Here is a 12,592-nt window from a genome sequence, read left to right on the forward strand (position 1 = left end):
GCCTGCAACGATACCGGCACACGGGACGGCCCCCGAGGGACGGGGGGACGGCCGGGCGGTAGCGTCTGGCCTACAAGCCGCAAACAGGCCTCACCCACCTGGGCCTCCGCCGCGACGTCGCCCTGACGTCCATGACACAGGGGAAGAAACACACCCGATGCCGGACCGCCGTCAGCCCGACTCCCCCACCGACGACAACCCCTTCGCGGCTCCCCCGGAAGGCCGGCCCGACCAGCCGTGGCAGCCGCGCCGCGGCGGCAACGGCGAGGGCGGGGGCGGCGGGCAGGACCCCGAGGGCGGCCGGGGCGGCCCGGCGCGCTGGGACCCGACGGACCCGATCCAGCGCCGCGCCCGCTACGCGCTGCTGGCCGGCATGTGGGGCTTCTTCTTCGGGATCTTCGGGATTCCGTCGGTCGGTCTGCTGCTGGGGGCACTCGCCCTGTACTGGGGCATCAGTGCGCTCCGGGGCAGGCCGGCGACGGCGGAGGCCGGCCAGGGTGGCGCCCAGAGCACCCAGGGCGGACTCGCGGCGCTGGGCGAGGCGGCCCGCCCCCAGCGCACGGCGGCGGTGAGCGGCCTGGTCACGGCCTCGCTGGCGATCCTGCTGGCGATGAGCTCGTACGCCTTGCAGCTGGCCTACAAGGACTTCTACGTCTGCCGCGACGACGCCCTGACGAACGCGGCGGAACTCCAGTGCAACTCGCTCCTGCCGGACAACCTCGTGGGCGACATCCTGAAGGTCCGCCAGTAACGATCGCTCTCCGCCACCCGGCCCACCGGACGAAGCCACGGGGCGCCAACGCCCCGGCCCCCGCCTCCGCCGGGCGGGTCCGCCACGCGCGGCGCCGGCAATTGCAGCCCCGCCTGGGGGCACCTCCCAGCGGTAGCTGGGGGAGTTTGAGGCGCTGGGGGTCCCCCCAGCGGTAGCTGGGGGAGGGTCCGGGGGCGGAGCCCCCGCAACGGCGCCGCGCGCGATCGGCTGGTCAGGGGGTTGGTTTGCGGCGGGGGAGCACTCGGGCTCCGACCACCGGCGGGGTCAGCGACTTCGGCGGGAGCAGGTCCAGGCGGAGCCTGGGCACGACGGTCACCTGTCGGGGGGACCGCGGCGGGGCCGGGGCCGGGGGCTCAGCCGGGGTGATGTCCGGGACCAGCGTGCCCGCCGCACGGCGCAGGGCCGCCCACCGGATCTCCCGTACGCCGCTGTCGTGCCAGCCGTCGTCCATCGCCAGGGCCGGCCGGTTGCGCCACGCGTGCACCGCCACCGCCACCGGCACCGCCGGGAGCAGCGTCCAGACGAAGGCGGCCGCCCCCGTGGCCCACCACACCGGCCCGAACTCGGCCAGCGCCCGCGACCCGAGCGGCCCTGCCGAGGCCGCCGCGAGCCCGGTCATGACCAGCCCGCACACCAGCGCGCCCAGCGCCGCCGTGAGCGCGGTCTCCCCGTACGCGACCTCCCGCGCCCGGCGTACCGCGAACCAGCCCACCGCCAGCCCGGCCACCACCGGCAGCCCCGCGACCGCCCAGGTCAGCGGAGTCCCGGGCCCCTCGGGCGGGAGCGCCGCCAGCAGCGGGAACCGGGGCAGGGCGGCAGAGCCCGTGAACCCGAGCGGGGTGGCGGTCACCCCGGCGCCGAGGGCGAAGCCGGGCCCGAGGGCGTAGGACGCCCCCCAGACCATGGCGTTCGGGATCAGCGCGATCGCGAGCAGCAGCACCGCGAAGCGGCCGGACCACACCCCGGTCAGCGCCAGGAAGGACCCCTGGACCTCCGTACCGTGCCAGGCGAGCGAGCTGCCGACGAGCAGCGCGCCGCCGCCCAGCAGGACGAGGGCCCCGCCCGCACCGGCCCGGAGCGCCAGCGCGTAACGAGGGCGTGCGACTGCCCTCCGTACGCCCCCCGGCACCCAGGACGGCGGCGGCCCGAGCGGCCGGCCGCGTACCGCCCACACCCCGCTCGCGGCGGCGAGCACGGCGACCAGCGGAACGTGCCAGGCCGCGCTCAGCGGATCGGCGGGCATGGGGCCGCCCGCCGCGTACACCGTGGCCAGGGCCCCGACGGCCAGATAGCCGCAGAGCACGGCCGAGAAGACGGCGCTGGCCGGCAGCGTCTCCTCCCCTTCCTCCTCGGAGGCGCTCCCCAGCCGGGCGGCCCGCCGCATGAGCAGTACGGGCAGCGCGACGAGCAGCAGGGGGGTCAGGCCGACGGGCGCGGGCACGCCGGAGAGGGTCTCGTACCGCACCAGCTCCGTCCCGTGGGCGAGCAGCCAGAGCCCGGCGGCGAGGTGCAGGGCCCCGCCGGGGCCGCTGTCGGGATAGGGGGAGCTGATCCACAGCACGATGACGAGCACGGCGAGGAAGCCGAGCCCGAGTCCGGCCGCCACGGCGCCGCCCACCACGCATGCGGCGGCCGCCGGGGAGCGGCGCCGCCGGACGGCTCGCGGGGCCACGGACAACGGGGTCCCGCGTTCGGTCACTTGGGTCACCCCGCCATGGTGCCAACGACACGCGCTATGAGCGGGTAACAGGCGAATGTCCGTGGTGTCGCTCAATATACGTTTATGTACTTTTTCGCCCAGGACTGTCGGGTCGCGGGGAGCGTGGCATGACTCAAAGCGTCGAGACGACCTCGGAGCTGAGCCTCCCCTCCCCGGAGGAACGCCGCAGACTGCGCGAAGCGGCGGACCTGACGCATGAGGAGGTCGCGGCCGCGGTGGGCGTCACGCCGGCCACGGTGCGCTCCTGGGAGACGGGCCGTACGGATCCCCGCGGGCGCAAGCGCGAGGCGTACGTGCAGTTCCTGGCCGGCCTCGGGGATCCGTCGGAGGGGGTCCCCGAGGCCGGGGCTGGGGCTGGGGCTGACGCTGGGGCTGGGGCTGAGCTCGAGGCGGAGGCCGAGGCGAAAAGAGCGGCGGAGGCCGAACCGGAGGCCGGGGCCGAGGCCGCCGGCCCGGCCCCGGAGGCCGTCGAGGAGGCCGTCGAGGAGGCCGTCGAGCAGGCCGTCGAGCAGGCCGTCGAGGAGGTACCGCCACTCGCCGCCGCCACAGAGGCGGGTGGGGCGGACGGGGCGGACGAGGCGGACCAGCCACCTGCGCTCCCGGAACCCGCCCCCGACGATGCTCCCGTGGCGGCGGCGACTGGCGGAGCCGCAGCGGCGTTCGACGCCCTCTACGCCCTGGCCGCCCCCGCCCTCATCCACCAGACCTACCTGCTCACCGGCCGCCGGGCCCTCGCCCGGGAGGCCGTGGAGCGGGCGTTCCGCCAGGCCTGGCGGCAGTGGCCGGAAGTGGACACCGATCCGGACCCGGTGGGCTGGGTCCGCACGGCCGCGTACGACTGCGCCCTCTCCCCCTGGCACCAGCTGCGCCCGGCACACCGGCATACCGACAAGCCTCCCGCCGAGCCCGCCGACCGGATCCTCCTCGACGCCCTGCTCTCGCTGCCCACCGCCCACCGCCGTACGGTCCTGCTCTACGACGGCGTCGGACTCGACCTCCCCGACACGGCCGCCGAGACCGAGGCCACCACGCCCACCGCGGGCAGCCGCCTGCTCCACGCGCACGAATACCTCGCCGACCGGGTACCCGAACTGGCCGACGTACCGCCCGGGGAACAGTCCGAGCTGCTGCACGACATGCTCGCGGCGCTGACTCCGGCGGTGCGGCTCGAACCGCGCCCCGCGGCCCTCGTACGCGGCCGCGCGGAGGGGCGTACCCGGCTGTGGACCCGCGCCGCCCTCGGCATGACCTCGGTCATCGCGGTCGCGACGGCGTACACGGCCGCGACCGCGCCCACCCAGTACCAGCCGCCGATCGCCCCCGGTGTGAACGTCTCGGGCGTGCCCCCGCTCAGCGGCCCCCAGCGGCTCACCGAGCAGAGCAGGCTGCTCCACGACAAGCTGCGGGCGGACCCGGACTCCGGGCCCGCCCGCCTCACGCCCGGGATCGAATGAGAAACGGGCGTGGCCCGCACCCGGGAAGGGTGCGGGCCACGCCCGTGCACGCGTACTGCTGTTACTGCGCGGCGTTCAGGATCTCGCGCGCCAGCTTGGCGGTCTCGGTCGGCGTCTTGCCGACCTTCACGCCGGCGGCCTCGAGGGCCTCCTTCTTGGCCTGCGCGGTACCGGAGGAACCGGAGACGATGGCGCCCGCGTGGCCCATGGTCTTGCCCTCGGGGGCGGTGAAGCCCGCGACGTAGCCGACGACCGGCTTGGTGACGTTCTTCGCGATGAAGTCCGCCGCACGCTCCTCGGCATCGCCGCCGATCTCGCCGATCATGACGATCAGGTCGGTGTCGGGGTCGGCCTCGAACGCCTCGAGGGCGTCGATGTGCGTGGTGCCGATGACCGGGTCGCCACCGATGCCGACGGCCGAGGAGAAGCCGATGTCACGGAGCTCGTACATCATCTGGTAGGTCAGCGTGCCGGACTTGGACACGAGACCGATGCGGCCGGGCTTGGTGATGTCGCCCGGGATGATGCCGGCGTTGGACTGGCCGGGGGTGATCAGACCCGGGCAGTTCGGGCCGATGATCCGGGTCTTGTTGCCCTTGGCGATCGCGTACGCCCAGAAGGCGGCGGAGTCGTGCACCGCGATGCCCTCGGTGATGACGACGGCCAGCGGGATCTCGGCGTCGATCGCCTCGACCACGGCGGCCTTGGCGAAGGCCGGCGGGACGAAGAGGACGGAGACGTTGGCGCCCGTCTTCTCCATCGCCTCGGCGACGGAGCCGAAGACCGGGACCTCGGTGCCGTCGAAGTCGACGGTGGTGCCGGCCTTGCGCGGGTTCACGCCGCCGACGATGTTGGTGCCGTCAGCCAGCATCAGCTTGGTGTGCTTCATGCCCGTGGCACCGGTCATGCCCTGGACGATGACCTTGCTGTCCTTGTTGAGGAAGATAGCCATGTGAGTCTGTGACCTCTGCCCTTACTTCGCAGCCGCGAGCTCGGCGGCCTTGTCGGCCGCGCCGTCCATGGTGTCCACGCGCTGGACCAGCGGGTGGTTGGCGTCCGAGAGGATCTTGCGACCCAGCTCGGCGTTGTTGCCGTCGAGACGGACGACGAGCGGCTTGGTGACCGCCTCGCCCTTCTCCTCCAGCAGGGCCAGCGCCTGGACGATGCCGTTGGCGACCTCGTCGCACGCGGTGATGCCACCGAAGACGTTGACGAAGACGGACTTGACGTCCGGGTCGCCGAGGATGATCTCGAGACCGTTGGCCATGACGGCGGCGGAGGCGCCACCGCCGATGTCCAGGAAGTTGGCGGGCTTGACGCCGCCGTGGTTCTCGCCGGCGTAGGCGACGACGTCGAGGGTGCTCATGACGAGACCCGCGCCGTTGCCGATGATGCCGACCTCGCCCTCGAGCTTCACGTAGTTGAGGTTCTTCGCCTTGGCGGCGGCCTCGAGCGGGTTCGCGGCCGCGTGGTCCACGAACTCCTCGTGACCCGGCTGGCGGAACTCGGCGTTCTCGTCGAGCGAGACCTTGCCGTCGAGCGCGATGACGTCGCCGTTGGCGACCTTCGCGAGCGGGTTGACCTCGACGAGGAGCGCGTCCTCGGCGATGAAGGTCGCCCACAGGGTCACGAGGACCTCGGCGACCTTCTCGGCGACCTCGGCCGGGAACTGCGCCAGCGCGACGATCTCGCGGGCCTTCTCGATGGTCACGCCCTCGTTGGCGTTCACCGGGACCTTGGCGAGCTTCTCCGGGGTCTCCTCGGCGACCTGCTCGATGTCCATGCCGCCCGCGACCGACGCCATGGCGAGGAAGGTGCGGTTGGTGCGGTCGAGGAGGTACGAGACGTAGTACTCCTCGAGGATCTCGGGAGCCGTCTCGGCGATCATCACCTTGTGGACCGTGTGGCCCTTGATGTCCATGCCGAGGATGTCCGTCGCCCGGGCGACAGCCTCGTCCGGGGTGGCGGCCAGCTTCACGCCGCCGGCCTTGCCGCGGCCGCCGACCTTCACCTGCGCCTTGACGACCGACTTGCCGCCCAGCCGCTCGGTGGCCTCGCGAGCCGCCTCAGGCGTGTCGATGACTTCACCGGCCAGCACCGGTACACCGTGCTTGGCGAAGAGGTCCCTCGCCTGGTACTCGAACAGGTCCACGCGCGTCCGTCCCTTGTCTTTTTTAAAGATTCGCAGTGATTCGCGGTTGTCTGCTATCTGCGTGGGCGTGCCGCGGAGGGCAACGTGACGGCGCTGTCACAAGGAAGGCGCACACGGTGACCGTGGACGCGGCATGTCCGTCCCGCAGGTTATCCCCGTGGGCCGTAGGTCCCTAAATCGCAGATCACACCTGAGCGGTGATACCTGTCACAGATCGCCTCACGGTTGAACTGGAAGTTCGTGCGATCGGCCCATTCACAACGGTGAAGGTCACGGAACCGGCAGGGGCCGCTTCTCCAGCGCCGCGGCCATCACCTCCGGGAACAGGTCGGGGGTGCAGGCGAAGGCGGGCGCGCCGAGCGCCGCGAGGGCGGCGGCGTGCTCGCGGTCGTAGGCCGGGGCGCCCTCGTCGGACAGTGCGAGCAGGGTCACGAACTCCACCCCCGAGGCCTTCATCGCGGCGACCCGCTTGAGCATCTCGTTGCGTATGCCGCCCTCGTAGAGATCACTGATCAGGACCACGACGGTGTCGGCGGGCCGGGTGATCTTCGACTGGCAGTAGGCGAGAGCCCGGTTGATGTCGGTGCCGCCGCCGAGCTGGGTGCCGAAGAGGACGTCGACCGGATCGTCGAGCTGGTCCGTGAGGTCGACGACGGCGGTGTCGAAGACGACGAGGCGGGTGGCGATCGAGCGCATGGACGCGAGGACGGCGCCGAAGACGGAGGCGTAGACGACGGAGGCCGCCATCGAACCCGACTGGTCGATGCAGAGGATCACCTCCTTCTTCACCGATTGCGCCGCCCGGCCGTACCCGATCAGCCGTTCGGGGACGACCGTGCGGTACTCGGGCAGGTAGTTCTTGAGGTTGGCCCGGATCGTGCGGTTCCAGTCGATGTCGTGGTGGCGGGGGCGGCTGATCCGGGCGGAGCGGTCCAGGGCGCCGGTGAGCGTGGCCCGGGTGCGCGTCGCGAGGCGCTTCTCCAGCTGCTCGACGACCTTGCGGACCACGGCCCGGGCCGTCTCCTTCGTGGTGTCGGGCATCGCCTTGTTCAGGGAGAGCAGGGTGCCGACCAGGTGCACGTCGGGCTCGACGGCCTCCAGCATCTCCGGCTCCAGCAGCAGGGCGGACAGGCCGAGCCGCTCGATGGCGTCGCGCTGCATGACCTGGACCACCGAGCTGGGGAAGTACGTACGGATGTCCCCGAGCCAGCGCGCCACATTCGGCGCGGACCCGCCGAGCCCGGCGGAGCGCGGGCCCGACCCCTTGCGCGGGCCGCCCGATCCGCCCCCGCCGTAGAGGGCGCCGAGCGCGGCGTCCATGTCCGCGTCCCGCCCGGTCAGCGCGCGGCCCGTCCCGTCGGCCTCTCCACCGCCGAGCACCAGCCGCCACCGCCGCAGTCGCTCGTCCGCCGTGTCCATCAGCCCACCCCCGCAAGGTCGTGTCCGTCATGTCCGGCCGGTCCCGGGCCGGCGAGCAGCAGCCGGACCAGGTCCAGCACCCCGTCGGCGCGGGCCGGGTCCAGCTCCGGGCCGAAGCCCTCGGGGGCCGAGCCGGCGCGCGAGGGCGCGGCCGGGCCGCCCGGGCCGCGCCGGACCAGCTCGCCCAGGGTCCGCTTCACCCCCGGCTCGTACGCCCCGAACGTCCGCCGCAGCAGCGGCAGCACGTCGATGAAGGCACGCTCGGGCACTCCCGACAGCCAGGTGTCGATCAGGCCCAGCAGCCGGTCGTCGTGGACCAGCAGGGTCCCGCCGCCCGAACTGCCGCCCGCGAAGCCCTCGATCCAGCCCGCGGCGTCGGCCGGGGACGCCGCAGGGGACAGCGCGAGCCCCATCAGCCGCGCCGTTTCCGCGGCCGGAAGCCGCCCGTCGTCGAGCAGCAGCCGGGCCGCCCGGCCGCGGATCAGGCCCGGCACGGTCTCCCGGCCTGACAGCGTCCGCAGCACCGCGGACCAGCGCTCGCGCAGCCCCTCGTCGGCGTCCGCCAGCAGCCCGACCGCCCCGTGCACCCCGTCCACGTGGCCGCGCAGCTCCGCCGCCGCGTCGGCGTCCAGGCCGGCGGCGCAGGCGGGTGGCAGCGCCACGCATATCCGCTCGGCGAGCCCGGCCGCCACCGTGCCGAGGGCCGCCGCGTCGGTGCCGCGGACGTCCCCGTACCGCAGCGAACGGGCCAGCGCGGGCAGCGCCTTGGCGAGCCGCGCCACATCGGTGTCCAGCGCGGCCCGGTCCGCGAGCGCCCGCAGGACGGCGGGCAGCGCCTCGGACAGCCCGGCCAGCAGGCACCGCTCGGCGAGCGCCGTGACCTCGCCCAGCTCCCCGGCCCCGGCCGCGTCCGCGTCCGCCTTGGCGGTGGCCGCCGCGAGCACGGTGGTGCCCCAGATACCGGCCTCCGCGACCCGCACCGACAGCTCCGGCTCCCAGCGCAACCGCCAGGTCTCCCGGAAGGTCCCGGTGCTGCCCCTCGACGCGGCCGGTATGCCCCAGTCGATGCCGAGCAGCCGCAGGCGGTGCAGCAGCAGCGACTTGGCCGCGTCGGTCTCCTTGCGCAGGTCGAGCTCCAGCTCGCGGTCCTGCGCCTCGGGCTTGAGACGCAGCGAGCGCTGCCGGCGGGTCAGGTCGCGCTGGAGCGGTACGACGGGCGCCGTGTCCGGGACCTCGCCGAGCACGTCCCCGACGACGAGCCGGTCCTCGATCAGCGCGAGCGGTACGTCGGATCCGTCGCACATCACCGCCCGGACCGCCTCCAGGGTCTCCGTCAGCCCGGGCAGCGGCCTTCCGCGCATCGCGGCCAGCGTCTCAGCCAGCCGGACCGCCTCGATGACGTGCGCCGAGGAGACCTGGCGGTCCTCCTCGCGGAGCAGCCCCGCGACCTTGGTCAGCCACCGCTCCACGGGCCGGTCCCGGGCCTCGAAGAGGTGCGCGTACCAGCCGGGCGAGGTGATGCCCGCGCCGTACCCGCCGGCCCGGGCCAGCCTGCGGTGGGTCCAGGGCACCCAGGTGGTCTCCACCTTGACCTTCGGCAGGCCGGTGAGCAGTGCCTTGTCGGCGGCCGCGGTGGTCCTGGCCCGCAGCGCCGGGACGTGCCAGGCCCCGCACACCACGGCGTACGCGTCGCCGAACTCCCGGTGGGCGGCCCGCATCCGCTGCCGCATGTACGCCTCGCGGACGAGGTCGCGGGAGTGGCCGCCGTCGCCGTACGCCTCGCGCAGGGCGCCCATGGCCTCCCCGAGCGCCTCGAAGGCGGCCAGCGGGTCCCGCACGGCCCCGGTGCCCCGGTGTTCGACCACGTCCTCCCACCAGCGCTCGGGGTCGTCGTACCCGGCGGTCTCGGCCAGCACCGCGAGAGGGTCCACCCGCATGGAATCGGGATCCCCGCCCCCTTCCTCCCCCTCCTCGCCCTCCTCACGGCGGGCCAGCGAGTGCGCGGCCGGGAGGTCCGTGAACCGCACCGGTACGCCCGCCTCCTGCGCCCAGCGGATCGCGATCCACTCCGGGGAGAAGCCGGCCAGCGGCCAGAACGCGGCCCGGCCGGGGTCGTCCGCGGCGTGTGCGAGCAGCGCCACGGGCGGCCTCATCCCGGGATCGGCGGCCAGGCCGAGCAGCGCGTCCCCCTCGGGCGGCCCCTCGACCAGCACGGCCGCCGGCCGGGCCGCGTCGAGGGCGGCGCGCACCGCGCGGGCCGAGCCGGGCCCGTGGTGCCGTACGCCCAGCAGCAGTGGGCTCATACGGTCACCTCCCGGCAGGCGCGGTAGAAGTCCTTCCAGCCGTCCCGCTCGCGGACCACGGCCTCCAGGTACTCCTGCCAGACGACCTTGTCGGCGGCCGGGTCGCGGATGACGGCGCCGAGGATTCCGGCGGCCACGTCGGAGGGGCGCAGCACGCCGTCCCCGAAGTGGGCGGCCAGCGCCAGGCCGCCGGTGACGACGGAGATGGCCTCGGCGGTGGACAGGGTGCCGCTGGGCGACTTCACCTTCGTACGGCCGTCGCCGGTGACTCCGTCGCGCAGCTCGCGGAAGACGGTGACGACGCGGCGGATCTCCTCCAGGCCCTCGGGCACGGCCGGCAGGTCGAGGGCGCGGCCCATCTGGTCGACGCGGCGGGCGACGATGTCGACCTCGGCGTCGGCGGTGGCGGGCAGCGGCAGGACGACGGTGTTGAAGCGCCGGCGCAGCGCGCTGGAGAGCTCGTTGACCCCGCGGTCGCGGTCGTTGGCGGTGGCGATGAGGTTGAAGCCGCCGACGGCCTGCACCTCTTCGCCGAGCTCCGGTATCGGGAGGGTCTTCTCGGACAGGACGGTGATGAGGGTGTCCTGGACGTCGGCGGGGATGCGGGTGAGCTCCTCGACGCGGGCGGTCATGCCGTCGGCCATGGCCCGCATGACCGGGCTGGGCACGAGGGCCTCGCGGCTGGGGCCGTGGGCGAGCAGCCGGGCGTAGTTCCATCCGTACCGGATGGCCTCCTCCGGGGTTCCGGCGGTGCCCTGGACGAGGAGGGTGGAGTCTCCGCTGACGGCGGCGGCGAGGTGTTCGGAGACCCAGGTCTTCGCGGTGCCGGGGACGCCGAGGAGGAGCAGTGCACGGTCGGTGGCCAGCGTGGTGACGGCGACTTCGACGATGCGGCGCGGCCCGATGTACTTGGGCGTGATCACCGTGCCGTCGTCGAGGGTGCCGCCGAGCAGGTACGTGGCCACGGCCCACGGGGACAGCTTCCAGCGGGCCGGGCGGGGCCGGTCGTCGGTGGCCGCCAGGGCTTTCAGTTCGTGTGCGAAAGCGTCTTCGGCGTGCGGTCGCAGCGCCTGGGCGCCCTTGTTGTCCTCGGGCATGGTCATGGTCCCCCTCCAATGCTCGGCAGCCGCTCCCGACTGCTGGATCCAAGGTGCACCACGCCACTGACAACGGTCCTTGTTCGAGGCGTTGTTGCAGGTCAGAGCGATTGTCAGTGGCGGTCCGTACGGTGGTTCACATGACTGAGCAGGGGGTCCGCTGGACGGCGGAACAGGTACTGGCTCTGGCTCCTGACGATGCCTCACGCAAGGCGGGAAGCAGACTCGGCGGGGCGGGGCCGTGGTCGCAGATCGGAGGTTCCGCTTCCGGTTCTGTATGGGGGTTGTGCAAGGGCAGCGGCAGCAAGCCGTACCGCACGGTCGTGGACCTGGCGGGACCGGCGTACAAGTGCTCCTGCCCGAGCCGGAAGTTCCCGTGCAAGCACGCGCTGGGCCTGCTGCTGCTCTGGTCCGCGGAGGGGGCGGGCGAGCCGGGAGAGGCGCCGGACTGGGCCGCGGAGTGGCTGGCGGAGCGTGCGGCGAAGGCTGCGCGACCGGCCGCCGCGACGGGCAGGCCGGTGGACGAGGAGGGGGCCCGGCGGCGGGCCGAGCGGCGGGCGGCTCGGATCGGCGCGGGCGTCACCGAGCTGGAGCAGCGCCTGGCCGACCTCCTGCGCGGCGGTCTCGCCGGGCAGGAGCAGTCGGGTTACGCGGCGTGGGAGGAGACGGCCGCCCGGATGATCGACGCCCAGGCGCCCGGACTGGCGGGACGCGTAAGGGAGTTGGGCACGATACCCAGTTGCGGCCCCGGCTGGCCCGCCAGGATGCTGGAGGAGGCGGCGCTGCTGCACCTGCTGGACCGGGCCTGGCTGGGCGTGTCGGCACTGCCCGAAGAGCTGGCCGCGACCGTGCGCAGCCGGGTGGGACTGCCGGCCTCCGGGGAGGGGGAGGCCGTACGGGACCGCTGGCTGGTGCTGGCTCAGTACGACTCGGTGTCGCCGGACGGCCGGCTCACCACCCGCCGGATATGGCTGCGCGGGCTGGGGGGCGGGCGGCCGGCCCTGGTGCTGGACTTCGGACCGGCGGGGCGGCCGCCGGGGCTGGCACTGCCGGTGGGGCTGGTACTGGAGGCGGAAGTCCGCTTCCGGCCCGGTTCGGCGGGGCTGCGGGCGGATCTCGGGGAAAGGGTCGCCGCGGCCGTGCCGTGTGCGGAGGTTCCGGCCGGGGTGAGCACGGGGGCTGCCCTGGAGGCCTACGGGGCCGCGCTGCGGGAGGACCCGTGGCTGGAGTCCTGGCCGGTGGTGCTCGGCCGAGTGATCCCGATACCGGGAGAGCTCGGCTGGCAACTGGCGGACGCGGAGGGTGACTCCGCCCTGCCGGTGCCCGTCACCGGGGCGGGCAGCCGCTCCCGCGGGGGCCTGTGGCAGCTGGCCGCGTTGTCGGGCGGGGGCCCGGTGACGGTGTTCGGGGAGTGCGGCCACCGCGGCTTCACACCGCTGACCGCCTGGCAGCCGGGCTCGCCCGAGCCGGTGCCGCTGGCCTGAACAGCGGCCGGATCCAAGGGGAAATCGCAGAGGAATCGGCAGGGGCCTGGGGACACGTGTGCCGTCACGAAGGGGCGCGGAGAGGGGAAGGACGCGGTGGCGCGGGGGCGCCGGCGTGAAGTGACGAGAAGCCGGGGGGCTTGCATGAACGACAACCACGCCAGTTGAGCGCAGTTGACACGGGGCATCGA

The 12,592-nt window shown here is 73.8% G+C and carries 9 protein-coding genes; 3 read left to right on the top strand and 6 right to left on the bottom strand.

What is annotated here, in order from left to right; genetic code table 11:
* The first annotated feature begins 157 nt into the window (after positions 1 to 157).
* Positions 158 to 751: a hypothetical protein gene (locus tag JIW86_RS17325; RefSeq protein ID WP_257554687.1), complete on the top strand. Its 594-nt coding sequence runs from the start codon at positions 158 to 160 to the stop codon at positions 749 to 751.
* A gap of 232 nt (positions 752 to 983) precedes the next feature.
* Here the strand turns inward: JIW86_RS17325 and JIW86_RS17330 are convergent, their stop codons facing one another.
* Positions 984 to 2,480 (bottom strand): DUF6350 family protein, encoded by a 1,497-nt coding sequence (locus tag JIW86_RS17330; protein WP_257554689.1) that lies wholly within the window; start codon positions 2,478 to 2,480, stop codon positions 984 to 986.
* A gap of 119 nt (positions 2,481 to 2,599) precedes the next feature.
* Between JIW86_RS17330 and JIW86_RS17335 the strand changes: the two genes are divergently transcribed.
* Positions 2,600 to 3,946, top strand: coding sequence for a helix-turn-helix domain-containing protein (locus tag JIW86_RS17335; protein ID WP_257554691.1), 1,347 nt, complete (start codon positions 2,600 to 2,602; stop codon positions 3,944 to 3,946).
* Between the two features lie 61 nt (positions 3,947 to 4,007).
* Here the strand turns inward: JIW86_RS17335 and sucD are convergent, their stop codons facing one another.
* From sucD to JIW86_RS17360, 5 genes are all read right to left on the bottom strand, one after another.
* A complete protein-coding gene (sucD, locus tag JIW86_RS17340; RefSeq protein ID WP_215147771.1) occupies positions 4,008 to 4,898 on the bottom strand; it encodes a succinate--CoA ligase subunit alpha in 891 nt (296 codons plus the stop codon).
* Positions 4,899 to 4,919: 21 nt separating this feature from the next.
* Positions 4,920 to 6,098: an ADP-forming succinate--CoA ligase subunit beta gene (sucC, locus tag JIW86_RS17345; RefSeq protein WP_215147773.1), complete on the bottom strand. Its 1,179-nt coding sequence runs from the start codon at positions 6,096 to 6,098 to the stop codon at positions 4,920 to 4,922.
* A gap of 270 nt (positions 6,099 to 6,368) precedes the next feature.
* Positions 6,369 to 7,517, bottom strand: coding sequence for a VWA domain-containing protein (locus JIW86_RS17350; RefSeq protein ID WP_257554695.1), 1,149 nt, complete (start codon positions 7,515 to 7,517; stop codon positions 6,369 to 6,371).
* On the bottom strand, positions 7,517 to 9,820 hold the full coding sequence (locus JIW86_RS17355; protein WP_257554697.1) for a DUF5682 family protein: 2,304 nt from the start codon (positions 9,818 to 9,820) through the stop codon (positions 7,517 to 7,519). The genes JIW86_RS17350 and JIW86_RS17355 overlap by 1 nt, the downstream gene beginning before the upstream one ends.
* Positions 9,817 to 10,923, bottom strand: a complete 1,107-nt coding sequence (locus JIW86_RS17360) for an ATP-binding protein (RefSeq protein WP_215147780.1) — start codon at positions 10,921 to 10,923, stop codon at positions 9,817 to 9,819. The genes JIW86_RS17355 and JIW86_RS17360 overlap by 4 nt, the downstream gene beginning before the upstream one ends.
* A 134-nt stretch (positions 10,924 to 11,057) precedes the next feature.
* Between JIW86_RS17360 and JIW86_RS17365 the strand changes: the two genes are divergently transcribed.
* Positions 11,058 to 12,401 carry an SWIM zinc finger family protein gene (locus JIW86_RS17365; RefSeq protein WP_257554700.1) on the top strand — a complete coding sequence of 448 codons (1,344 nt, stop codon included), beginning with the start codon at positions 11,058 to 11,060 and terminating at the stop codon, positions 12,399 to 12,401.
* Positions 12,402 to 12,592: the final 191 nt, after the last annotated feature.

Source organism: Streptomyces sp. NBC_00162 (assembly GCF_024611995.1).
Lineage (GTDB): Bacteria > Actinomycetota > Actinomycetes > Streptomycetales > Streptomycetaceae > Streptomyces.

What these genes read in the sequence shown, in the direction of transcription:
- JIW86_RS17355 (WP_257554697.1), bottom strand. Translation starts at nt 9,820, where the DNA reads ATGAGCCCACTGCTGCTGGGCGTACGGCACCACGGGCCCGGCTCGGCC.
- sucD (WP_215147771.1), bottom strand. Translation starts at nt 4,898, where the DNA reads ATGGCTATCTTCCTCAACAAGGACAGCAAGGTCATCGTCCAGGGCATG.
- JIW86_RS17360 (WP_215147780.1), bottom strand. Translation starts at nt 10,923, where the DNA reads ATGACCATGCCCGAGGACAACAAGGGCGCCCAGGCGCTGCGACCGCAC.
- JIW86_RS17365 (WP_257554700.1), top strand. Translation starts at nt 11,058, where the DNA reads ATGACTGAGCAGGGGGTCCGCTGGACGGCGGAACAGGTACTGGCTCTG.
- JIW86_RS17325 (WP_257554687.1), top strand. Translation starts at nt 158, where the DNA reads ATGCCGGACCGCCGTCAGCCCGACTCCCCCACCGACGACAACCCCTTC.
- JIW86_RS17335 (WP_257554691.1), top strand. Translation starts at nt 2,600, where the DNA reads ATGACTCAAAGCGTCGAGACGACCTCGGAGCTGAGCCTCCCCTCCCCG.
- JIW86_RS17350 (WP_257554695.1), bottom strand. Translation starts at nt 7,517, where the DNA reads ATGGACACGGCGGACGAGCGACTGCGGCGGTGGCGGCTGGTGCTCGGC.